The following is a 21,547-nucleotide window of genomic DNA, read 5'->3' on the forward strand; positions in this document are numbered from 1 at the left end:
GCCAGGTGCCGCACATCGGCCCAGTCCAGCACCTCCACCGCCTCGCCGCTCACCCGCACACGGTTGAGCCCCGCGTTGGGGATGTCGCTCTGGCGCGGGCCATCCAGCCCCGTGCCGCGTGCAGTACGCCAGATCATGTCCAGCACGCCACCATGTGTGACCACCATCACGGTCTGGCCGCTGTGCTGCTGCGCGATGCGGTACACGGCATCCATCACGCGGGTGTGGAACTGGCGGGTGGTCTCGCCGCCGGGCATGCCGTAGTCGGCTTCAAAACGCAGCCACAGGTTCCAGGCATCAGCGTGTTCCTGCTTGACGTCGTCCACGCGCTTGCCGTCCACCACGCCAAAGTTTTGCTCGCGCAGGGCGCTGTCGGTGAGGGTGTCGATGCGGGCCTGGGGGAACAGCACCTGCAGGCTGGGCGTGGCGGTCTGCTGGGTGCGGATGAGGTCGCTGCAGATGAGGTGGTGCACCACGGGGCGCTCTGCAGCCAGGCGCTCGGCCAGGCGGCGGGCCTGTTCGTGGCCAGTGGCGTTGAGGGGCACATCCACGTGGCCCTGGAAGCGCAGTTCGCGGTTCCAGTCGGTCTCGCCGTGGCGGATCAGAATCAGTTCAGTCATGCGTGCCATTATCGAATGTACACACAGCATTGCAAGCTCTTTTGCCCGCAAGCGCTTATGCAATAAGCGCTGATAGCTATGTTTTTTATAACAGCCGTATGTCCACCACTCACCGAGCGGCCCGTCACCGCATGGGCACGACCAGTACCTTGCGGCGCGGCTGGCAGCCGGGGCCTTCGTGGGGGGCGCTGTCGCGCTCCCAGCCCGGGCCGGGCGAGGTTTGCGCGCACACGCGCTGGCCATCGACCAGGCTGCGCCAGTAGTACCAGGGCGCGGGGGCGGCCTGTACCAGCAGCGGGGCAAGCAAGACCAGCGCGAACAAAAGGCGGGGGGCAAAAGGCATGGGCAAACGAAGCATCCAGCGTGTCTCGCCCATCCTACGCAGCCTGCGCCGGGCAGATGCCAAGAAAAACGGTGGAATGGTTGGTCACGGATTTTCAGCCGTGACGATCCAGCCTTCCAGCGGGTCGAGCCCCGGCGGCAGGCCATAGAGCGCATCGCCCTCGGCATGGCGCTGCTCGGCCCAGGCGGCTTGCAGCAGGCACAGTACGGCATCCAGGCTGTCGCCGCTGGCGTCCTGCACCAGCGCATCGCGCTGGGCGTGGCTGAGCTTGAGGCGCAGGCCCAGGCGGGTCTGGCCCAGTTCCAAGGCGTTGACCAGGTCCTTGCGGGCGATGAGGCGGTCCGGCGTCTGCTTGGCGCGGTCGTCGCTTTTGTAGCTGCGGCGCTGCAGCACCTCGCGCGCGAACAGGCCGGGGTAGGCCTCCAGCGCCACGCGGTGAGGGTCGCCTGCGTGCAGGCCGGGCAGGTGCACGCCCGCATCCAGCAGCAGCGGCAGGCCCGCGTGCAGCATGTAGGCCACGGGCGGGTTCACCCATTTCATCGAAGGGCTGGAGCCTGCAGGCCCGTCGGTGGCGCGGTGGGCAAATTTGCCCCCCACAGGGCGCGCATCGCAAAACGCCGCAAACTGCGCGCGGATCTGCTCGCGGCTGAGGTGGCGGTAGTGCTGCATGCAGGCCAGCCAGTCGGTGGGCCAGCCCAGCGCCTGCACCAGTTCACGCGGCAGGCCAAAGGGCAGATCGAACCCACCCACCCAGTCGCCGGGCTGCGCCAGCCACTGGCCGAACGCGGCCAGTGTGTCGAACGGCTGCAGCGCGGTGAGCGACACGCGCACGCCTTGGCGCTGGCCCAGCGCCAGCACGACGGGTTTGCGCCGCGTGGGGCTGCTGGAGAAGTCGCAGCCCAGCAGCAGGGTTTGTGGTGCGGCGGTCGTCATCCCAGTGCCAACGCCGTCACACCGGCCGCAATGCACAGCGCGCCAAAAATGCGCGCCACGCGGTCACCCTCGCCCAGCAGGTGCCCACCGATGAGGGCGGCAAACAGCATGGACACCTCGCGCGCCGGGGCCACATGCGACAGGGGTGCCTGCTGCATGGCGTACAACACCAGCACATAGGCCACCGGGCTGACCACCGCCACGGCCAGGGCAAAACGCCACTGCGCCAGCCAGAGCGTGCGTGCGGTGGGCAGGTCGCGCAGCACCACTGGCGCCAGCAGGCCCACGCGCACAAAGTTGCCCATGTAATCCACCAGAATGGGCGACATCAGCAAAAACTTGACCGCATAGCCATCGACCACCGTGTAGCTGGCAATGAAGGCCCCCGTGAGCAAGCCATACAAAATGCCCTTGTGCACGCGAGCCCGCGCGGCAGGGTCGTGCGCGGCGCGCAGCAGGCCCGGGCCACCCGCGATCAGAAACACACCACCCACCACGCCCACGATGCCCAAGGCACCCAGCGCAGAGATCTGCTCACCCAGCAGCGTGATGGCCACCAGCGACGACAGCAGCGGCCCCGAGCCACGCGCCAGCGGGTAGACCACGGTGAGGTCCGCCACGCGGTAGCCACGCAGCAAGATGACGAAATACGCCACATGCAGCAACCCGCTGGCAGCGACAAAGCCCCACTCCACCACGCCCCACTGCGGCACCGCGTCGCGCCCCAGGTACCAGCCCAGCGGTGCCCAGACGACCATCATGATCACCGAGGTGAAGAACGCAAACCGCGAGTCCCCCCCGGCCTTCTTGGCCACGATGTTCCAGCACGCGTGGATGAGGCCGGCGAGGATGATGAGGGCGAAGGCGGTGAAGGTCACGGGAAAAAAGGAGCGGCTTGAATGCAAAAAGCCGCAGCCCCTGTGGGCTGCGGCTGAAATGGCGAGTTCAGGACAACGACGAAAAGTGGGGTGATTTGCGTAGCGAGCGGCCTCAGCCTGGGTTGAGGAACGCAGCCGCACTCCCGTGCGGCGAGTACCGCAGACCCGGGATCAGGCCGCGCAGTAGCAAAGCGCCCCGCTTTTCAGGCTCTTCCGATGATGGAGGCGGTGGCCATCAGTTCTTCGAGCAGCGCAAAAGACACCTTGCCCGACACCGCATACGGATCCAGCTCGGGCTTTTCGGAGTATTTGAGCAAGATGGAGTGGTTGATCTTGGACAGGTTGACCTGCCCCATGGTCCAGCCGCCAAAGCGGCGCTCGGCGATTTCTTCGTAGTGCAGCAGCTCCACGTTCTTGTGGCGCGTGTCCTTCTGGATGTGGCCATACAGCTCGCTCACCGCGGAGCGCCCGCCCTCGATGGCTTGCAGGAACACACCGCCGCCGTAGCACAGCACGCCGGTGATGCCGCTGCCGGGGTTGTGCTGGCGCGACTGCGTCAGGATGGCTTCGATGGCGGCGGGCGAGGTATCGACCGCGCGACTGGCGTAAAGCAGGCGTACCAACATGGGTCAGTTCTTTCCAGGAATGAGGGACAAAAATTCACGACGCAGAGCGCTGTCCTTGAGGAACACGCCGCGCATGACCGAGTTGATCATGCGGCTGTCGTTGTCGCGCACACCGCGCCATGACATGCAGAAGTGGCTGGCCTCCATGACGATGGCCAGGCCGTCGGGCTGGGTCTTTTCCATGATCAGGTCGGCCAGTTGCACCACGGCTTCTTCCTGGATCTGGGGGCGGCCCATGATCCAGTCCACCAGGCGCGCGTATTTGGACAGGCCGATCACGTTGGTGTGCTCGTTGGGCATCACGCCAATCCAGATCTTGCCGATGACGGGGCAGAAGTGGTGGCTGCAGGCGCTGCGCACGGTGAGCGGGCCCACGATCATCAGCTCGTTGAGATGCTCGGCGTTGGGAAACTCGGTGATGGGCGGCTGCGGCACATAGCGGCCACGGAACACCTCGTTGAGGTACATCTTGGCCACGCGGCGCGCGGTGTTGTTGGTGTTGTGGTCGCCTTCGGTGTTGATGACCAGGCTGTCGAGCACGCCCTGCATCTTGACCTCGACCTCGTCGAGCAGCTTTTCCAGCTCGCCGGGCTCGATGAATTCGGCAATGTTGTCGTTGGCGTGAAAGCGCTTGCGCGCGGCGGCAAGGCGTTCTCGGATCTTGACGGAAACGGGCGTGCCTTCGTCCGGTGAGGTGGGCGTCATATCGGCGGCTGGTTGGCTGGACATGGGTGGCATCGTACCAGCGAACACAGTTTGATCGATTACAAGGGTTTTAGGCAGCAAGCGCTAGTGGAATATGCCTTAGCAGCTATAAATATAGTAGCAAGCTCAGCAAAAGCTCCCTCAATATCGCTTGCCCGTCACCCACAGCGCCAGGCGCATGAGGCCAAACGCCACGCGGTCCAGCACCCGCTGGCGCAGCGGGCGGCCTGCGTAGCGCGCCGGGTCCATGCGGCGGCCCGCGTGCTGCATGGCGTGCACCAGGCGCTGACGCAGGTCGATGGCAAAGGCCGCGTCTTCCACCACCACGTTGGCCTCGCGCGCCAGCAGCAGGGAGAGCGGGTCGAGGTTGGAAGAGCCCACCGTGGCCCAGGGCCGGTCGCCCTGCGCATCGATGACAGCCACCTTGGCGTGCAGAAAGCTCGGTGCGTATTCGTAGATCTCGACCCCTGCCTCCAGCAACGCGCCATACACGGGGCGGGCCGCGTGGTACTGCATGAAGTATTCGTACCGCCCCTGCAGCAGCAGGCGCACCCGCACGCCACGGCGCGCTGCCATCACCAGCGCGCGGCGCAGCTTGCCGCCGGGCATGAAGTAGGCGTTGGCGATGATGACCTCATGCCGCGCCGCGCCGATGGCCTTGCGGTACGCCTTCTCGATGCGGCTGCGGTTGCGCACGTTGTCGCGCAGCACCAGGGTGGCGCGTACGGGGGGCCCGGCGTTGGGGTCGGTGCCCTGCGCGGCCTGCTGCGCGTGCCGCGCTGCGCTCGCAGCGCGAAGCGCCTGCAGTGCCTCGGGCAGGCGGCGCTGGCGCGCATCGCGCACGGCCTGCATACGCCACCACAGCTGGTCCATGGTGTCGCTGGCCGATGCCACCAGGCTGCCCGTGGCCCGCACGGCAAAGTCAAACCGGGGGGCATCCAGCGTGCCGTGGTTGGGGTCGTGGTAATCGTCCAGCACGTTGATGCCGCCACAAAACAGCACACGCCCATCCACCACGCACAGCTTGCGGTGCAGCCGCCGCCAGCGGTGGGGCAGCAGCAGCCCCAGCGGCCCCAGCGGCGAATACACGCTGCACAGCACCCCGGCCGACTGCAGCTGCTCGGCCCAGGCCTTGGGCAAGGCACCCGTGCCTACGCCATCGACCACCAGATGGGTGCGCACCCCCCGCGCCGCAGCGCGCATCAACGCCTGGGCCACCGAGGCACCGGCGCCGGTGAAGTCAAAGATGTAGGTCTCGAACTGGATGTCCGCCATGGCGGCATCCATGGCCTCGATAAGCGCCGGGAAGAACTCCTCGGCACCTTGCAGCAGGCGGACCTGGTGGTCGTCGGCCGGCCCCGCACCCGGGGCCTGACCCAAGGGCTTGCGCCTCATCCCGTCACTCCGCCACCGCGCGCACCCCGGCAGAGCCTCACAGCCGGAACTCCGCAATCAGGGGCAGGTGGTCCGACATGCGCCACCAGATGCGGCCGCGTGGCACCTGCAGCGACAGCGGTGTGAGCCCGCGCGCATACACATGGTCCAGCTGCGCCAAGGGCAGGCGCGCTGGGTAGGTGAAGGTGCGCGGCGCATCCCATTCATACAGCCCAAAGCCCGCCAGCATGCGCTTGAGCTGCTGCCCCCAGTCGTTGAAGTCCCCCGCCACCACCAGCGGCGTGCCGGGCGACACCTCACGCTCGATGAAACCCTGCAGGCGCTCGACCTGGCGGATGCGGCTGCCGGGGATCAGGCCCAGGTGCACCACGATGACATGCACGCTGCGGCCCTGCACGTCCACCTCCACATGCAGCAAGCCGCGCTGCTCGAAACGGTGGTCCGAAATGTCTTCATGCTGGTGCCCGATCACCGGCCAGCGGGTCAGCAGCGCGTTGCCATGTTCGCCATGTTTGGTGACCGCGTTGGTGCGGTACACCGCCTCGTAGCCCTCTGGCGCCAGAAACTCGGCCTGAGGCAGCTCTGGCCAGCGCTGAAAGTACGCCGCCTCGCGCCGGTGCAGTTTGCGCACTTCCTGCAGGCAGACGATGTCGGCGTCGAGCTGCTCCACCGCCAGACCCAGATTGTGAATCTCCAGCCGCCGCGCGGGCCCGATGCCTTGCACCCCCTTGTGGATGTTGTAGGTGGCTACGCGCAGGATGTCGTCGTGTTGCATGGCTGAATTGTGTCGCAAGCCGTGGTAGCAAGGGGTTTGCCCGACGCAGGCAGGGAGCGGCAGCGCTTTACACTGGGGGCTCCAACATTTTGAGCACGCAGGGACGGCCCACACCTGATGGCTACCGAGAGCGGCCCCAATCCCGCCCCACAGACCCAGGCGCTGATCGTGGACAGCAATGCCACGTCGCGCAGCATTCTGGTGGGACAGCTGCGCGAGTACGGCGTGTCCCGCATCGTGCAGTGCTCCCGTGTGCAGGACGCACGCAGCCGGCTGGAGCACACGGTGTTCGACTACGTGCTGTGCGACCAGTTTTTTGGCGAATCCAACTACTCGGGCCAGACCCTGCTGGATGACCTGCGGCGCGCCCAGCTGCTGCCGTTTTCCACCGTGTTCTTCATGGTCACGGCCGAGGCGTCGTACGCCGCAGTGGCCGAGGCCGCCGAGTCGGCCCTGGACGGCTACCTGCTCAAGCCCTTCACGCCCAGCGCGCTGTTCGAGCGCCTGAGCCTGGCGCGCCTGCGCAAGATCCACCTCAAGCCCATTTTCGACGCCATCGAGGCCGAAGACTTCGAGCAGGCCGCCGCGCTGTGTGTAGAACGTTTCGAGGCCCGCAAGCCTTACTGGCTCTACGCTGCGCGCATCGGCTCGGAGCTGCTGCTGCGCCTGGGGCGGCACGACGAGGCACGCACCCTGTTCGAGGCCGTGATCGCGGCGCGCGCTCTGCCCTGGGCCAAGCTGGGCGTGGCCCGCGCGCAGATCGAATCGGGCCAGGCCGCCCGCGCCATCACCACCTTGCAAGAGCTGATTGGCGAGGATGCTTCGTTTGCCGACGCCTACGACGTGCTGGGCCGCGCACAGGTGGAGATGGGCAATTTTGCGCAGGCCATCGAGACCTACCGCACGGCCAGCACCCTCACGCCCGACTCCGTGGTGCGGCTGCAGAAGCTGGGGATGATGTCGTACTACATGGGCGACCGCGCCACCGCCACCAAGGTGCTGGCGCGCGCCACGGTGCTGGGCATTGACTCCAAGCTGTTCGACTACCAGTCGCTGGTGCTGCTGACGTTTGCGTACTACGCCGAGAACGACCGCAAGGGCATCGAGCGCTGCATGGCCGACTTTGCGCGCATCCTGGAGCGCCACCACAGCAGCGCACGCATCAGGCGCTTTGCCGAGGTGGCGCGCGCGCTGCAGCTCATCCAGCAGCGGCAGTTTTCACAGGCGGTTGAGTCGGTGCGTGGCATGGCCCGCGAGATCACGTCCAGCACCTTCGACTTTGAGGCTGCCTGCAACCTGGGCAGCCTGCTGGCCGTATTGGCCGTCACGTCGATCGAGCTGCCAGAGGGCGACAGCTGGGTTCTGGCACTGGGCATGCGCTATGCCAACACACGCGGCCTGACCGAGCTGATGGCCAACGCCTGCAACCTGCATGAGCCTTATAGCCAACTGGTGCGAGACTGCCTGCAACGCGTCAACAAGACGGCCGAAGTCGCCATGGCGCAAAGCCTGGGCGGCGACCCTGGCGGTGCCGTGCAAAACCTGCTGGCCGAGGCCGAACGCACCCTCAACTCCAAACTGCTCGATATGGCACAGCAAGTGCTGCTACGCCATGGCGCGCGCATGGCCGCCCCCCAACCGCTGCAAGAGAGCATCGACGCACTGCGCGCCCGCATGGGCAGCACTCCGGCACGGGCCATCCTGGGGCAAGACAGTGAACGTCACCCCGGCGGGGTGGCGCTGCGGGTACGGGGCAGCAGCGACAACGCGCCTACGCGCATCCCTCCGCCCCCGCAGGACAGCCTGGCCCAGAGCCCGGCGCCCGCAGACGATGCCAACGACCCGGCGGCTGCTATGCGCCTGCGGCCGCCAGACGCCTCTTGAGGCAAACCCGCACAGCCCTGCGCCCCTGCAAGTCGGCCCACACGGGCCCCTCTCATCCGGCGCGCAAAAACCGGGGGAGCAACAGGCACGCCTCGGCGTTGGACGCCGAAAAACACCTGCCTGCCGCCTGCTGCCAGGGCAGCCATTCATACGCATCGTGCTCGCGCGGGCTCAGCACCACGGGCGTGCCAGGGGGCACACACAGGCCAAACACGCGCTCGCGGTTGCGCACCACGCCGGGGGCATAACGGTGCAGCCACTGGGGCCAGATGTCGTACACATTCTCCAGCGCCCAGTCGGTCAGCAGGCAACCCGGTGCCTGGGTGTCGATGCCGGTTTCTTCGGCCACTTCACGGCGTGCGGTCTCGGCAAAAGGCTCGTCCAGCGCATCCTTGCTACCGGTGACCGACTGCCAATGCCCCTCGCCCCCGGTGCGACGGATCAGCAGCACCTCCAGCGCGGGGGTGTGGATCACCACCAGCACCGACTCTGGAAGCTTGTAAGGCCGCGGTGGCCCGGCGGCTGCCATAGGCTGTGCCTTCAGCCCCCCTTGGGGCGCTGGGCTGCCGTGGTGGTGGGCACGGGCGGGGGCAGCTCCTTGGCCTGCAACGCACGCGCCTGCACCACCAGCTGGTTGTGCGCGTCCAGAAACGCCGCAGCAATGACCTTGCCTTCATTGGTATTGCTCCAGCCAGCGCCCGCTGCACCGCCCAGCTTGCCGAACACCAGGCCGCCCACCCCCAGGTCGGTGGTGCGTGCGGAGCCCGTGGCCGCTGCCACCTGTTCGGTGGTTTCGTTGTCGGACAGCAGCAAGGCCGTCTGTGCTTCCTTGAACTTGACCTGCTCCACCAGCCCGGCCAGGCCTGCGATGTCGCGCAGTACCGGGATCATGGCGATCACCCCGGCCAGGCCCCGGCCCGCATCCTGCTCGCTGAACGTGAGGCTGGGCGTGAGCGTGTACTGCGCCTCGTACCCCTTGCCCTTGGCCACGGTGGAGTTGTTCTTGCGCAGGATGCCTGCGTCCTTCAATTCCTGCTCCTGCACCGTGCCCTTCAAGCCCGCTGCCCGGTCCACCACCCGGAAGCATCCGCTCTGCTGGGCCAGCAGCTTGACCAGCGGCACCGGCGACGCGGGCAGCTGGTAGCCCGAGCCCATGATGTAGCCATTGGGGTTCTCGGCCAGCGCCAGCGTGGCCACCGGCGCATCGCAACGCACCAGCTCACGGGCCGCGTTCTGCGCGCCTTGGGGCCCGGCCGAGCCCGTGACCACCGAGCCGCCCTGCCCCAGTTCGGTCTTCTTCTCGCCGCATCCGGCCAGGGCGATGCATGCGGCCGCAAGCAGCCAATGGAAGCGTGTCAACAAACGCATGGAAGTACCTCTTTCAGTCCGTGCACGGCGGCCAGTGCCCGATGCGCCGCGCATGAAAAAAGCGGCCAGGGCGCAAGGCCCGAGCCGCTTGGTGTGCGATGCATGGCTGCATGCGCGAAGGACGTGATGCGTCCGGAATCAGGCCGCAGTCTTGACCGCGTCGGGGTTGCGCAGGCGGATGTGCAGCTCGCGCAGCTGCTTTTCGTCCACGGGGCTGGGCGCCTGCGTGAGCAGACACTGGGCGCGCTGGGTCTTGGGGAAGGCGATCACGTCGCGGATCGACTCAGCACCGGTCATCAGCGTCACGATGCGGTCCAGGCCAAAGGCCAGGCCGCCGTGCGGAGGCGCGCCGTACTGCAGCGCATCCAGCAGGAAGCCGAACTTGAGCTGGGCTTCTTCAGGCGTGATGTTGAGGGCGTCAAACACCTTCTGCTGCACGTCGGCGCGGTGGATACGGACGGAGCCGCCACCCATTTCCCAGCCGTTGAGCACCATGTCGTAGCCCTTGGAGATGCACTTCTCGGGCGCAGTGACCATCCAGTCTTCGTGACCATCCTTGGGGCTGGTGAAGGGGTGGTGCACCGAGTTCCAGCGCTGGTTTTCCTCGTCGTATTCAAACATCGGGAAATCGACCACCCACAGCGGTGCCCAGCGGTTCTCGAACAGGCCGTTCTTCTTGCCGAACTCGCTGTAGCCGATCTTGATCCGCAGCGCGCCAATGGCGTCGTTGACGATCTTTTCCTTGTCGGCACCGAAGAAGATCAGGTCGCCATCTTGTGCGCCGGTGCGCTCCAGCACAGCTTGCAGCGCTGCGTCGTGGATGTTCTTCACGATGGGCGACTGCAGACCGTCACGGCCCTTGGCCAGTTCGTTGACGCGGATGTAGGCCAGGCCCTTGGCGCCGTAGATCTTGACGAACTCGGTGTAGGCGTCGATTTCGCCACGGCTGATGCCGCCGCCTTCGACCGAGCCACCGGGCACGCGCAGGCCGACCACGCGGCCATTCTTCATGTTGGCGGCGCCCGAGAACACCTTGAAGTCCACGTCCTTCATCACGTCGGTCAGCTCGGTGAACTCGAGCTTCACGCGCAGGTCGGGCTTGTCGGAGCCATACAGGCGCGCAGCGTCCTGATAGGTCATGACGGGGAACTCGCCCAGGTCCACGCCCAGCGTGTTCTGGAACACCGTCTTGATCATGCCCTGGAACATGTCACGGATGTCCTGCTCTTCCATGAACGATGTTTCGATATCGATCTGGGTGAATTCAGGCTGGCGATCAGCGCGCAGGTCTTCGTCGCGGAAGCACTTGGTGATCTGGTAGTAGCGGTCGAAGCCCGCCACCATCAGCAGCTGCTTGAACAGCTGGGGCGACTGGGGCAACGCGAAGAAATGGCCGTCGTGCACGCGGCTGGGCACGAGGTAGTCGCGCGCGCCTTCGGGCGTGCTCTTGGTGAGCATGGGGGTTTCGATGTCGATGAAGCCATTCGCATCGAGGAACTTGCGCACCTCCATGGCCACCTTGTAGCGCAGCATCAGGTTGTTCTGCATGTACGGGCGGCGCAGGTCCAGCACGCGGTGCGTGAGGCGCGTGGTTTCCGACAGGTTTTCCTCGTCGATCTGGAACGGAGGCGTGACGGAGGGGTTGAGCACGTTCAGCTCATGGCACAGCACTTCGATCTGGCCGGTCTTGAGCTTGTCGTTGGTGGTGCCTGCGGGGCGTGCGCGCACCACACCCTTGACCTGCACGCAGAACTCGTTGCGCACGCCTTCGGCGACCTTGAACATCTCGGCGCGGTCGGGGTCGCACACCACCTGCACGTAGCCTTCGCGGTCGCGCAGGTCGATGAAGATCACGCCACCATGGTCACGGCGGCGGTTCACCCAGCCCGACAGGGTAACGGTTTGGCCCAACAGGGCTTCGGTCACAAGACCGCAATAGTGGGAACGCATGGCCATGACAAAACTTCCGGCGCCGCAGGGCGCGTTGACGTTGAAAGAGATTGCTTTTCTTACTTGGGTGGGGGCAGCGTAGGGTCCGCTGGAGCCACCACACCCATGGAGACGATGTACTTGAGGGCGCTGTCCACACTCATTTCGAGCTCGACGCAGTCGCTCTTGCGCACCATCACAAAATACCCCCCCGTGGGGTTGGGGGTGGTGGGCACGTATACGCTGACGAACTCGTCGCGCAGATACGCAGCCACTTCACCATTGGGGGCGCCAGTGACGAACGCCACGGTCCATACCCCTTCGCGGGGCCACTGCACGAGCACGGCCTTGCGAAAGGCATTGCCGCTCTCGGAAAACAGCGTGTCCGACACCTGCTTGACGCTGGAGTAGATAGAGCGCACCACCGGAATGCGGTGCACCAGCGCATCGCCCCACTGCACGAGCTTGCGGCCCGCGAAGTTGCTGGCAATAGCGCCGACCACCAGCAAGATGGCCAGCGTGAGGATCACGCCAAAGCCCGGGACATGCACTCCGAGCAGCTTGTCGGGCTGCCACGCGCCCGGCAGGATCTGCAGGGTCTGGTCGAGCGTGCTCACAATCCAGTTGAGCACCCAGGCCGTAATAACACCGGGCACGATGACCAGAAGGCCTGTCAACAGCCATTTGCGCAGGGCAGCCATGCAGGTCCTCAGCTCGAAGAGGAAGAAGTGCCGCTGGTGCCGCCAGTGCTTGTAGCGCTAGGGGTGCTTGCGCTGGCAGCTTCTTTTTTAGGAGCATCACCGGCGCTGGCAGGTGCTGCTGATTCGGTCTTGGATTCCGACTTGGCCTCAGTGGCCGGGGCGGAGTTGCCCCCGTTGCCTCCGCGGAAATCGGTCACATACCAGCCCGAGCCCTTGAGCTGGAAGCCCGCGGCCGTGACCTGTTTGGAGAAGGCTTCAGCGCCGCAGGCGGGGCACACCGTCAGCGGTGCGTCGGAGATTTTTTGCAGCACATCCTTGGCATGGCCACAGGAGCCGCATTTGTAGGCGTAAATAGGCATGTCAGTGTGTTGAGGGAAAGTGCAAAACCCTCAATTATAGGCGGCATGCCCATCCGCAAGACCCGCGCCATGGTGCGGGGCCGAGCATTCAGCTGGCGCTGCCCTGGTAATGGGTGACATGCCCCTTGTGGTCGTCGATCCACTGAGGGGCCAGCGAGCCTGCCAGCATGCCTACCAAAGCGGCCAACACCCCGGCCAGTTGCTGCGGAAAGGCCTCCGACAACATGGGGCTGGCCACGAACAACAGCCACACCCCCAGCCCCATGACCACCGCCAGCAGCGCCCCCTGGGTGGTGGCGCGCTTCCAGTACAGGCCAAACACCAGCGGCACAAAAGCCCCCACCAGTGGCACCTGGTAGGCGCCCGACACCAGTTCGTAGATCGAGGTGCCCTGCATGGTGACGGCATAGGTCAGCACGCAGGCCGTGAACACCAGCACAGAAATGCGCATGGCCTTAAGGGTCTGCTGGTCGCTCATGCCGGGGCGCAAGTTGTGCAGGATGTTCTCCACGAAAGTGGTGGACGGTGCCAGCAAGGTGGCCGACGCGGTGGACATGATGGCCGAGAGCAAGGCGCCAAAAAACGCCACCTGCAGCATCAGCGGCATACGCTCCATCACCAGCGTGGGCAATACCTTCTGGGGGTCCTCCTTGAGCAGCGCCTGGGCAGTCTCGGGCATGACCAACACCGCTGCGGTGACCACGAACATCGGGATGAATGCAAACAGCAGGTACAACAGGCCGCCGATCACAGGGCCTTTGCGCGCGGTGGCCGCACTGTTGGACGACATGACGCGCTGAAAAACGTCCTGCTGCGGAATGGAGCCCAGCATCATGGTGATGGCGGCGGCGATGAAAAATGTCCACTCCTTGACGCCCCCGGTCGGGAAGAAATGGAACTTACCTTCGCGCGCTGCAAACTCCACCACCTTGCCAGCACCGCCCGCGAGGTCGGCGGCGTACCATGCGATGGCCAGCAGGCCCACGCCGATCACAATCATCTGCACAAAGTCCGTCATGGCCACCGACCACATCCCGCCATACAGGGTGTAGACCAGCACCACCAGTGTGCCAATGATCATGCCCATGGTGATCGACACCGCGCCTTGGGTGAGCAGGTTGAACACCAGGCCCAGGGCCGTGATCTGCGCCGCCACCCAGCCCAGGTAGCTGAACATGATGATGGCCGAGCAGGCCACCTCAATCACGCGGCCATAGCGCTGGCGGTAGTAGTCGCCCAGGGTGATGAGGTTCTTCTGGTACAGCTTGTAGGCAAAAAACAGCCCCACCAGCACCAGGCACATGGACGCACCGAACGGATCTTCCACGACGGCTCCCAGGCCTCCGTCCACAAACCGGGCCGACACGCCCAGCACGGTTTCCGAGCCAAACCAGGTGGCAAACGTGGTGGCAATCACGACGGCCAGAGGCAGACTGCGCCCGGCCACCGCATAGTCGGCGGTGTTGTGCACGCGGGTGGCGGCATACAGGCCCACACCAATCGAAACCAGCAGGTACAGAACGATGAATGACAACAGCATGGCGCCGCTCCAAAACTCCAGGGGTGGTAGCGAAAAAGGCAGCGCGCGCGCAGAGTGACCTAGGTGGTCACTCTGCGGCGCCTGACAACCATGGGGCCGCAGCCCCGCTTACAAATACGTTACAAAATTGCTGCGGATTATGAAGGCAACTTTTGTGCCGCAGACACTAAAAAACCCGGATGCGCATGAACAGCTGCATCGCCAGCAGCCCCAACACAAACCCCACCCCGCCATAAACAATGGACTGCAGCAGCCTGTTGGTGCGTTTTTGCGCTTCCAGCAGTTCACGCAGTGCAGGCTGGTGGTCTGCCGGGCGCTGCCGCAGCGCGTCGTAGATAAGGCGCGGCAGCTCGGGCAGCAGCTTGGCATAGTGCGGCGCCTCCGCCCGCAGCTCGCGCCACAGGCGCTGGGGGCCCATCTGCTCCAGCATCCACTTTTCAAGGAACGGCTTGGCTGTGCTCCACAGGTCCAGGTCCGGGTCCAGCTCGCGGCCCAGGCCCTCGATGTTGAGCAGGGTCTTTTGCAGCAGCACCAGCTGGGGCTGGATCTCGACATGGAAGCGGCGCGAGGTCTGGAAAAGGCGCATCAGCACCAGGCCCAGCGAGATTTCTTTGAGCGGGCGGTCAAAATATGGCTCGCACACGGCGCGAATGGCCGATTCGAGGTCATTGACCCGCGTTTCCGGGGGCACCCAGCCGCTTTCGATGTGCAGCTCGGCCACCCGCTTGTAATCGCGCCGGAAGAACGCCACAAAGTTCTGCGCCAGATATTCCTTGTCCACTTCAGTCAGCGTGCCCACGATGCCGAAGTCCAGCGAGATATAGCGGCCAAAGGTAGCGGGCTCCAGGCTCACCTGAATGTTGCCCGGGTGCATGTCGGCGTGAAAGAACCCATCGCGGAACACCTGGGTGAAGAAGATGGTGACGCCGTCGCGCGCCAGCTTGGGGATGTCCACACCGGCTTCGCGCAGGCGGTCAATCTGGCTGATGGGCACACCGTTCATGCGCTGCATCACCATGACCTCGGGGTGGCAGAAGTCCCAGAAGATTTCAGGGATCAGCACCAGGTCCAGCCCGGTCATGTTGCGGCGCAGCTGCGCAGCGTTGGCTGCCTCGCGCACCAGGTCCAGTTCGTCGTGCAGGTAGTTGTCGAACTCGGCCACCACCTCACGGGGCTTGAGGCGCTTGCCGTCGGCCGACAGACTCTCCACCCAGCCCGCCATCATGCGCATGAGGCTCAGGTCCTTCTCGATCACTGGCAGCATGCCCGGCCGCAGCACCTTGACGGCCACCTCGCGCTCAATGCCCTGCCGGTCACGCAGCGTGGCGAAATGCACCTGGGCTATGGACGCGCTGGCCACCGGTGTGCGGTCAAAGGAAGTGAACACCTCGTCCACCGGGCGGCGGAAGGCACGCTCGATGGTGGCGATGGCAATGTCAGGGTCGAACGGCGGCACGCGGTCCTGAAGGCGGGCCAGTTCGTCGGCTATATCGGGCGGCAGCAGGTCGCGGCGGGTGGACAGCACCTGGCCGAACTTGACGAAGATGGGCCCCAGGCTCTCCAGCGCCTCGCGCAGGCGCTGCCCACGCGGGGCATCCAGATTGCGCCCGATGGACACGATGCGCGAGACCATACGCAGCCAGGGCTTTTGAAAGCTGTCGAGCAGCAAGCCATCCAGGCCGAACCGGAACACCACCCACAGGATGGCCGCCCCCCGCAAGAAGCGCTTCATGCGTCGGCCCGGTCGGAACCACCCGAGGGCGACAGCGACGCAGCGGCCGGAGCGCTTGGCGCCATGGGGGCCATCGGTGCCACCGCCGAGGACGGAGCCCCGCCAGCAGCAGCCATGCGCGAACCCACAAACTGGCGCAGGGCCTGCGCAGCCCGGCTGGCGAACTGCGCGAGGGTGTGCGCAGGGGCGTCTCCGATCACGCGGGCCAGGTCTTCTTCCACGTCCCAGCGCACATGGTCCACCAGCCAGTTGATCTCGGCCGCCAGTTGCACATCGCCCTCAATGCGGATGGAGGGCTTGTCGCCACGCAAAGCAGCCTGGGCAAGGGTGATGGGGGAGGTATCGGTCACTTCCAGCCGCAGGTCTGGCACCGCAGACTCGGACGCCAGGTTGAACAGGCCTGCAGGGGTGATGACCAACGACAGGGAGTAAGCCCGCCACTGCACCCGTGCAATGCGGCCCTTTTGGCGCACCAGCCGGTCCGTGGCCTCTTTCTCCTGCATCAGCACATGGTTGAGAAACAGCACCAGGCGCTGCTGCACCTCGTGGACCAGCCATTGCGGGGGCTGCGGGCCGGCTGCCAGGCGCTCGAAGAGGCCGTCCAGAAAAGGGAAAGGGGACTGTGGTGTTGCCATAGTCCCCGATTATTCCCTGAACTGGAATGCCCCTGGCGCGCAGGGGCCCCGTGGGCTGCGTTTACTGCAGGGCTTGCACGCCTGCCACCAGCCAGCCAGTGTTGCCAGCCTTGGGCTTGGTCATGTTCCAGACCTCACGGAAGGGGCTGGGCCCGGCCGAGGGTTCTTCACGGATCATGCCCGAGAACTCGACGCTGGCCATGTAGCCGTCGCCCAGGTCTTCGATGCCCAACAGTTGCGCTTCGATCATGACCACATCGGTGTGATTGGGCTGCGTGCCCCGGTGGGCTTCGCGCTCGGCCAGTTGGGTGCGGATCTCGTCGAGCATGTTGTCCGTCATCATGGACCGCAGGGTGGCGATATCCGAACGGTCCCACGCGCCCTGCAAGGTCACGAAGTTACGCTTGGCGGCCGACAGGAAACCCTCAGTGTCGAAATCTGCGGGCACACCCCAGTTCTGCGAACCCGACAGGCCCGAACCGATCACCACACCCGAACCCACGCCACCCTGCCCGGCACGCGAGGCATCAAATGCCATGCTGCTGCGCTCCCAGGGGCGGGCCGATGCGTCGTTGCCCACGTTGTTGGGGCTGTACTGTGGAGGAACCTGGGCGGAAGCGGGCGTTGCAGCCCCTGCGCCCTGGAAGGCGAACGGAGCACCACCCGCAGCATTGCCTGCGCCAGCGCTACCACCGCCATTGCGGGACCGCATCACCATCTTGAAGATGGCAAACGCCGCGAGTGCCAGCAATGCAATCATGAGGATGTTGCCAAAGCCCGCGCCCAAACCCAGCGAGTGCGCCAGCCAGGCAAGGCCCAGACCCGCTGCCAGGCCACCCAGCATGGCGCCCCAGGGCTTCTTGGCCGGTGCGGCCGGAGCCGCTGCCGGCGTGGCGGTAGCAGGCTTGGCTGCCGCCGCCGTGTTGGTCGCGCTTTGTGCCGGTGCGCCCGGCGTGGCGGGCGGCGTGGCCGACTCGCGCTGCGTCACATTGCTGGACTGCTTGCCCACCGATTTGCCACCACCCAGTCGCCGCGCGGCGTCGGCATCGGCGTGCGCAAACGCGAGCATCGCGACCAACACCACAGACCACAGTTTCATCATGACTTCTCCGTCTCCGTTATCGACCGAGCAAACCGCTCAGCACTTGATTCCAACATGGAGGGCCACAATGCCCCCCGTCATGTTGTGATAGTCCACATGCCCAAAACCATTTTTCTGCATGAGGCTTTTGAGTTCTTCCTGCCCCGGGTGCATGCGGATGGACTCCGCCAGATACCGGTAGCTCGCGTCGTCACCCGCTACCAGCTTGCCCAGCTGGGGCAGCACCTTGAACGAGTACCAGTCGTACACCTTGGTCAGTGGCTGCGCCACTTTGGAAAACTCCAGCACCAGCAGCTTGCCGCCGGGCTTGAGCACACGGCACATTTCGGCAATGGCCTGGTCCTTGTGGGTCATGTTGCGCAAGCCAAAAGCCACGCTCACCACGTCGAAATGCGCGTCGGGGAACGGCAGCTTTTCAGCATCGCAGACCAGCGTAGGCAGCACCACGCCCTCGTTGATGAGCCGGTCACGGCCCACACGCAGCATGGCTTCGTTGATGTCGGTGTGCACCACACGGCCCGATGCCCCCACCTTCTTGGAAAACGCCAGTGCCAGGTCGCCGGTGCCCCCCGCAATGTCCAGCACCTGGCTGCCCTCGCGCAGGTTGGCCACCATCACGGTGTAGGCCTTCCACGCGCGGTGCAGGCCCGCCGACATGAGGTCGTTCATCACGTCGTACTTGGAGGCCACGGAGTCGAACACGCCGCGCACGCGGCGTGCCTTTTCCTGCTCATCCACCGACTGAAAACCGAAATGCGTGGTGCTCATAAGAATCATGCTAGGCGCGTGAACGCCAGAGGTACAGCGACAACCCCGCACTGAATTGGGGCATCTGTCGCAATTTGGAGAACACTATTGAATCAAAACCAGCCGCTAGTGCAAGCAAATATTGCGCTGATAGCTATATTTTCAATAGCACATTGGCTCACAGGGGCTTATCCGGATTTTGCCGCCGGGCCCCTGAACAAGCCTGCGGAGAGCCTCAGTGACTGCCGCAGGCATGGCCCCCTGCACCCCCCTTGGGCGCCATGGGTGCATCACGGTCGGCCCCCGCCGCAGCCAACCGCTCGGTGTACTCGGCCCACAGCGCGTCCTGCTTCTGGCCCAGCTCATAGAGATAGTCCCAAGTGAAGATGCCGCTGTCGTGGCCATCAGAAAACGTGGGCTTGACGGCATAGTTGCCCACGGGCTCCAGGTTGATGAGCGCCACATTGCGCTTGCCCGTCTGCAGCACCTCCTGCCCTGGGCCGTGGCCCTGCACTTCGGCCGAGGGCGAGTACACGCGCATCAGCTCGAACGGAATGCGGAACGTGGCGCCATCCGAAAAGCCCACCTCCAGCACGCGCGACTGTTCATGCACCGTCAGGGCCTGCGGCGTGGGAGCGCCCGCTTTCAAACCTGCCATGGATTCACCTTGAGAAAACTGTTGTCAGAAACGACGGTTGCCATTGTCCCATCCGCCCGGACACACGCCGCATGCGGGGTTACCGGGTGGCCCACTGCACCAGCTGGGTCTGCAAGTGCGCCTCCAGTGCGGGCAGCAGCTCCGCCACAGCGGCCTCTTGCGCTGCCGGGCTGGGCCGTTGTGCTGCAGCCCACACCGGCGATGGAAAGTGGCTGTCCCAGTCAAACCGCGCAATCACATGCCAGTGCAGGTGCGGCACCATGTTGCCCAGCGCCGCGATGTTGAGCTTGGTGGGCGACAGGTGCTGGCGCAAGGCCTGCTCCACCAGGGCCACGGCCTCCATGCAGTGCACACGATCAACGGCAGCCAGGTCCGAGAACTCGGCCACATGTGCATTCCACACCACGCGATAGAAGGCAGGAAACCCCGCCTCCTGCGCACGGATGACACGCAGGCGCTCGCCACGCCACACCAAGGCGCCACCGTCTTCAGCGCACAAGGGGCAGGCCATCAGACCAGCACCCGCTCGATGCCGCCGTTGTTGGCACGCTGTACGTAGTCAGGCATCCAGTTCTCGCCCAGAATCTCGCGCGCCATCTCGACCACGATGTAGTCGGCTTCGAGCAAGCCGTTGTTCAGGTCGCCTTCGTAGCGGTTCAGGCCCTGCAGGCAGCTGGGGCAGCTGGTGAGGATCTTCACGTTGTCCTGCGCGCCTACGGCACCGCTGGCACGCAGCTGGGCTTCGCCCTTCTTGATTTCTTCTTCCTTGCGGAAACGCACCTGCGTGGACACGTCGGGCCGGGTCACACCCAGGGTGCCCGACTCACCGCAGCAGCGCTCGCTCTTCAAGACCTGCTCGCCCACCAGCGCCTTCACGGTCTTCATCGAGTCCTGCAGCTTCATGGGGTTGTGGCAGGGCTCGTGGTACAGGTAGGCGCCCTTGCCTTGCAGCTGGATGCCCTTTTCGAGCAGATACTCGTGGATGTCGATGATGCGGCTGCCCGGGAAGATCTTGTCAAACTCGTAGCCCTGCAGCTGGTCGTAGCAGGTGCCGCAGCTCACCACCACGGTCTTGATATCGAGGTAGTTGAGTGTGTTGGCCACGCGGTGGAAGAGCACGCGGTTGTCCGTGATCATCTTCTCGGCCTTGTCGAACTGGCCCGAACCGCGCTGTGGGTAGCCGCAGCAAAGATACCCGGGCGGCAGCACCGTCTGCACACCGGCGTGCCACAGCATGGCCTGCGTGGCTAACCCCACCTGGCTGAACAGCCGCTCCGACCCGCAGCCGGGGAAGTAGAACACCGCCTCCGTCTCGGCCGTGGTGGCCTGCGGGTTGCGGATGATCGGCACGTAGTCCTTGTCCTCGATGTCGAGCAGCGCGCGCGCCGTCTTCTTGGGCAGGCCGCCGGGCAGCTTCTTGTTGATGAAGTGGATCACCTGCTCCTTGATCGGAGCCGTGCCCACGGTGGCGGGCGGCTTGGCCGTCTGCTTGCGGCCCACCTTGCGCAGCAGGTCCACCGCCATGCGCTGGGCCTTGAAGCCCACATCCACCATGGCCGAACGCATGAACTTGATGGTGTCGGGGTTGGTGGCGTTGAGCATGGTCATCGCCAGCGCGTTGCCGGGGCGGAAGGTCTTCTTGCCCATCTTGCGCAGCAGGTTGCGCATGTTCATGGTGACGTCGCCGAAGTCGATCTTCACCGGGCAAGGGCTCTCGCATTTGTGGCACACCGTGCAGTGGTCGGCCACGTCCTCGAACTCCTGCCAGTGCTTGATGCTCACGCCCCGGCGGGTCTGCTCTTCGTACAGGAACGCCTCGACCAGCAGCGAGGTGGCCAGGATCTTGTTGCGTGGGCTGTACAGCAGGTTGGCGCGCGGCACGTGCGTGGAGCACACGGGCTTGCATTTGCCGCAGCGCAGGCAGTCCTTGACCGAATCGGCAATGGCGCCGATGTCGCTCTGCTGCATGATCAGCGACTCATGTCCCATCAGGCCGAAGCTGGGTGTGTAGGCGTTGGTCAAATCGGCATGCAGCGCCGGTTTTGAAGCCAAATCGGCACCAAGCGCTGGTTGAATATGCCCCGAATGCTCCTGATTTCGGAGTAACTTGCCTTTGTTGAAGCGGCCTTCCGGGTCCACCTTGCGCTTGTACTCGGCAAAGGGGCGCAGCTCTTCATCGGTCAAAAACTCCAGCTTGGTGATGCCAATGCCGTGTTCGCCCGAGATCACGCCGTTCAAGCTGCGCGCCAGCACCATGATGCGCGCCACGGCCTCGTGGGCCGTTTGCAGCATCTCGTAGTCGTCGCTGTTGACCGGGATGTTGGTGTGCACATTGCCGTCGCCTGCGTGCATGTGCAGCGCCACCCACACGCGGCCCTTGAGCACGCGCTTGTGGATGGCCACGGCCTCGTCCAGGATGGGCTTGAACGCCGCGCCAGTGAAGATGCCTTGCAGGGGCGCCCGCAGCTGGGTCTTCCAGCTGGCGCGCAGGGTATGGTCCTGCAGCTGGGGGAACAGCGTTTCCACATCGTGCAGCCAGCCCTGCCATAGGGCGCGCACCTCTTCCACCAGGGCGATGGCCTGGGCCACGCGGTCTTGCAGCAGTTCGGGCGAGGGC

22 protein-coding genes are annotated in these 21,547 nt (G+C 65.0%); 1 reads left to right on the forward strand and 21 read right to left on the reverse strand.

Annotated features, from left to right (window positions below; translation table 11 throughout):
* The 8 genes from ISS20_RS13695 to ISS20_RS13730 form a co-directional block, all read right to left on the reverse strand.
* Nucleotides 1-620, reverse strand: a 620-nt coding sequence (locus tag ISS20_RS13695) for a histidine phosphatase family protein (RefSeq protein WP_291437439.1), incomplete at its 3' end; no start/stop codon positions are given.
* 124 nt (nucleotides 621-744) lie between these two features.
* Nucleotides 745-963: a hypothetical protein gene (locus ISS20_RS13700; protein ID WP_146869839.1), complete on the reverse strand. Its 219-nt coding sequence runs from the start codon at nucleotides 961-963 to the stop codon at nucleotides 745-747.
* A gap of 84 nt (nucleotides 964-1,047) precedes the next feature.
* A complete protein-coding gene (locus tag ISS20_RS13705) occupies nucleotides 1,048-1,896 on the reverse strand; it encodes a DUF429 domain-containing protein (protein WP_291437442.1) in 849 nt (282 codons plus the stop codon).
* Complete coding sequence (locus ISS20_RS13710) at nucleotides 1,893-2,774, reverse strand: DMT family transporter (RefSeq protein WP_291437444.1); 882 nt, start codon at nucleotides 2,772-2,774, stop codon at nucleotides 1,893-1,895. Before ISS20_RS13710 ends, ISS20_RS13705 begins: the two co-directional genes overlap by 4 nt.
* A gap of 203 nt (nucleotides 2,775-2,977) precedes the next feature.
* The gene (locus tag ISS20_RS13715) at nucleotides 2,978-3,400 is read right to left on the reverse strand and encodes a BLUF domain-containing protein (protein ID WP_056060427.1); all 423 of its coding nucleotides are present in this window, start codon (nucleotides 3,398-3,400) and stop codon (nucleotides 2,978-2,980) included.
* Between the two features lie 3 nt (nucleotides 3,401-3,403).
* Nucleotides 3,404-4,129 carry a GTP cyclohydrolase I gene (folE, locus tag ISS20_RS13720; RefSeq protein WP_291437446.1) on the reverse strand — a complete coding sequence of 242 codons (726 nt, stop codon included), beginning with the start codon at nucleotides 4,127-4,129 and terminating at the stop codon, nucleotides 3,404-3,406.
* Between the two features lie 117 nt (nucleotides 4,130-4,246).
* Complete coding sequence (gene clsB / locus ISS20_RS13725; RefSeq protein ID WP_291437448.1) at nucleotides 4,247-5,500, reverse strand: cardiolipin synthase ClsB; 1,254 nt, start codon at nucleotides 5,498-5,500, stop codon at nucleotides 4,247-4,249.
* A gap of 37 nt (nucleotides 5,501-5,537) precedes the next feature.
* Complete coding sequence (locus ISS20_RS13730; protein WP_291437450.1) at nucleotides 5,538-6,275, reverse strand: endonuclease/exonuclease/phosphatase family protein; 738 nt, start codon at nucleotides 6,273-6,275, stop codon at nucleotides 5,538-5,540.
* A gap of 117 nt (nucleotides 6,276-6,392) precedes the next feature.
* Between ISS20_RS13730 and ISS20_RS13735 the strand changes: the two genes are divergently transcribed.
* A complete protein-coding gene (locus ISS20_RS13735) occupies nucleotides 6,393-8,159 on the forward strand; it encodes a tetratricopeptide repeat protein (RefSeq protein ID WP_291437452.1) in 1,767 nt (588 codons plus the stop codon).
* Nucleotides 8,160-8,211: 52 nt separating this feature from the next.
* Here ISS20_RS13735 and nudB read toward each other — a convergent pair whose 3' ends face one another.
* The 13 genes from nudB to ISS20_RS13800 all read right to left on the reverse strand — a co-directional run.
* Nucleotides 8,212-8,688 (reverse strand): dihydroneopterin triphosphate diphosphatase, encoded by a 477-nt coding sequence (nudB, locus tag ISS20_RS13740; protein WP_291437454.1) that lies wholly within the window; start codon nucleotides 8,686-8,688, stop codon nucleotides 8,212-8,214.
* A gap of 11 nt (nucleotides 8,689-8,699) precedes the next feature.
* On the reverse strand, nucleotides 8,700-9,527 hold the full coding sequence (locus ISS20_RS13745) for a CsgG/HfaB family protein (protein WP_291437456.1): 828 nt from the start codon (nucleotides 9,525-9,527) through the stop codon (nucleotides 8,700-8,702).
* Nucleotides 9,528-9,665: 138 nt separating this feature from the next.
* Nucleotides 9,666-11,483, reverse strand: coding sequence for an aspartate--tRNA ligase (gene aspS / locus ISS20_RS13750; protein WP_291437458.1), 1,818 nt, complete (start codon nucleotides 11,481-11,483; stop codon nucleotides 9,666-9,668).
* 53 nt (nucleotides 11,484-11,536) lie between these two features.
* Nucleotides 11,537-12,157 carry a DUF502 domain-containing protein gene (locus ISS20_RS13755; RefSeq protein WP_291437459.1) on the reverse strand — a complete coding sequence of 207 codons (621 nt, stop codon included), beginning with the start codon at nucleotides 12,155-12,157 and terminating at the stop codon, nucleotides 11,537-11,539.
* An 8-nt stretch (nucleotides 12,158-12,165) separates the two neighbouring features.
* On the reverse strand, nucleotides 12,166-12,516 hold the full coding sequence (locus tag ISS20_RS13760; RefSeq protein WP_291437461.1) for an FmdB family zinc ribbon protein: 351 nt from the start codon (nucleotides 12,514-12,516) through the stop codon (nucleotides 12,166-12,168).
* 88 nt (nucleotides 12,517-12,604) lie between these two features.
* Nucleotides 12,605-14,056, reverse strand: a complete 1,452-nt coding sequence (locus ISS20_RS13765; RefSeq protein ID WP_291437462.1) for a sodium:solute symporter family protein — start codon at nucleotides 14,054-14,056, stop codon at nucleotides 12,605-12,607.
* A gap of 166 nt (nucleotides 14,057-14,222) precedes the next feature.
* Entirely contained in the window at nucleotides 14,223-15,788 is a 1,566-nt protein-coding gene (ubiB, locus tag ISS20_RS13770; RefSeq protein ID WP_291437464.1) for a ubiquinone biosynthesis regulatory protein kinase UbiB, read from the reverse strand.
* Nucleotides 15,785-16,423, reverse strand: coding sequence for a hypothetical protein (locus tag ISS20_RS13775; protein ID WP_291437466.1), 639 nt, complete (start codon nucleotides 16,421-16,423; stop codon nucleotides 15,785-15,787). The genes ubiB and ISS20_RS13775 overlap by 4 nt, the downstream gene beginning before the upstream one ends.
* Nucleotides 16,424-16,484: 61 nt before the next feature.
* Nucleotides 16,485-17,525: a Tim44 domain-containing protein gene (locus tag ISS20_RS13780; protein ID WP_291437468.1), complete on the reverse strand. Its 1,041-nt coding sequence runs from the start codon at nucleotides 17,523-17,525 to the stop codon at nucleotides 16,485-16,487.
* Nucleotides 17,526-17,561: 36 nt separating this feature from the next.
* Nucleotides 17,562-18,293: a bifunctional demethylmenaquinone methyltransferase/2-methoxy-6-polyprenyl-1,4-benzoquinol methylase UbiE gene (gene ubiE, locus ISS20_RS13785; RefSeq protein WP_056060384.1), complete on the reverse strand. Its 732-nt coding sequence runs from the start codon at nucleotides 18,291-18,293 to the stop codon at nucleotides 17,562-17,564.
* Between the two features lie 214 nt (nucleotides 18,294-18,507).
* Nucleotides 18,508-18,930, reverse strand: a complete 423-nt coding sequence (locus ISS20_RS13790) for a DUF971 domain-containing protein (RefSeq protein ID WP_291437471.1) — start codon at nucleotides 18,928-18,930, stop codon at nucleotides 18,508-18,510.
* Nucleotides 18,931-19,009: 79 nt separating this feature from the next.
* Complete coding sequence (locus tag ISS20_RS13795; RefSeq protein WP_291437473.1) at nucleotides 19,010-19,441, reverse strand: HIT family protein; 432 nt, start codon at nucleotides 19,439-19,441, stop codon at nucleotides 19,010-19,012.
* Nucleotides 19,441-21,547: FAD-binding oxidoreductase (locus ISS20_RS13800; protein ID WP_291437475.1), on the reverse strand; the 2,107-nt coding region annotated here is incomplete at its 5' end. The genes ISS20_RS13800 and ISS20_RS13795, both read right to left, overlap by 1 nt.

Source organism: Acidovorax sp. (assembly GCF_016783915.1).
In the GTDB taxonomy this organism is placed as follows: domain Bacteria; phylum Pseudomonadota; class Gammaproteobacteria; order Burkholderiales; family Burkholderiaceae_C; genus Acidovorax.

Coding starts and splice junctions, on each gene's coding strand:
- ISS20_RS13700 (WP_146869839.1), bottom strand. CDS start 963: ATGCCTTTTGCCCCCCGCCTTTTGTTCGCGCTGGTCTTGCTTGCCCCG.
- ISS20_RS13705 (WP_291437442.1), bottom strand. CDS start 1,896: ATGACGACCGCCGCACCACAAACCCTGCTGCTGGGCTGCGACTTCTCC.
- ISS20_RS13715 (WP_056060427.1), bottom strand. CDS start 3,400: ATGTTGGTACGCCTGCTTTACGCCAGTCGCGCGGTCGATACCTCGCCC.
- folE (WP_291437446.1), bottom strand. CDS start 4,129: ATGTCCAGCCAACCAGCCGCCGATATGACGCCCACCTCACCGGACGAA.
- clsB (WP_291437448.1), bottom strand. CDS start 5,500: ATGAGGCGCAAGCCCTTGGGTCAGGCCCCGGGTGCGGGGCCGGCCGAC.
- ISS20_RS13730 (WP_291437450.1), bottom strand. CDS start 6,275: ATGCAACACGACGACATCCTGCGCGTAGCCACCTACAACATCCACAAG.
- ISS20_RS13735 (WP_291437452.1), top strand. CDS start 6,393: ATGGCTACCGAGAGCGGCCCCAATCCCGCCCCACAGACCCAGGCGCTG.
- nudB (WP_291437454.1), bottom strand. CDS start 8,688: ATGGCAGCCGCCGGGCCACCGCGGCCTTACAAGCTTCCAGAGTCGGTG.
- ISS20_RS13745 (WP_291437456.1), bottom strand. CDS start 9,527: ATGCGTTTGTTGACACGCTTCCATTGGCTGCTTGCGGCCGCATGCATC.
- aspS (WP_291437458.1), bottom strand. CDS start 11,483: ATGGCCATGCGTTCCCACTATTGCGGTCTTGTGACCGAAGCCCTGTTG.
- ISS20_RS13755 (WP_291437459.1), bottom strand. CDS start 12,157: ATGGCTGCCCTGCGCAAATGGCTGTTGACAGGCCTTCTGGTCATCGTG.
- ISS20_RS13760 (WP_291437461.1), bottom strand. CDS start 12,516: ATGCCTATTTACGCCTACAAATGCGGCTCCTGTGGCCATGCCAAGGAT.
- ISS20_RS13765 (WP_291437462.1), bottom strand. CDS start 14,056: ATGCTGTTGTCATTCATCGTTCTGTACCTGCTGGTTTCGATTGGTGTG.
- ubiB (WP_291437464.1), bottom strand. CDS start 15,788: ATGAAGCGCTTCTTGCGGGGGGCGGCCATCCTGTGGGTGGTGTTCCGG.
- ISS20_RS13775 (WP_291437466.1), bottom strand. CDS start 16,423: ATGGCAACACCACAGTCCCCTTTCCCTTTTCTGGACGGCCTCTTCGAG.
- ISS20_RS13780 (WP_291437468.1), bottom strand. CDS start 17,525: ATGATGAAACTGTGGTCTGTGGTGTTGGTCGCGATGCTCGCGTTTGCG.
- ubiE (WP_056060384.1), bottom strand. CDS start 18,293: ATGAGCACCACGCATTTCGGTTTTCAGTCGGTGGATGAGCAGGAAAAG.
- ISS20_RS13790 (WP_291437471.1), bottom strand. CDS start 18,930: ATGGCAGGTTTGAAAGCGGGCGCTCCCACGCCGCAGGCCCTGACGGTG.
- ISS20_RS13795 (WP_291437473.1), bottom strand. CDS start 19,441: ATGGCCTGCCCCTTGTGCGCTGAAGACGGTGGCGCCTTGGTGTGGCGT.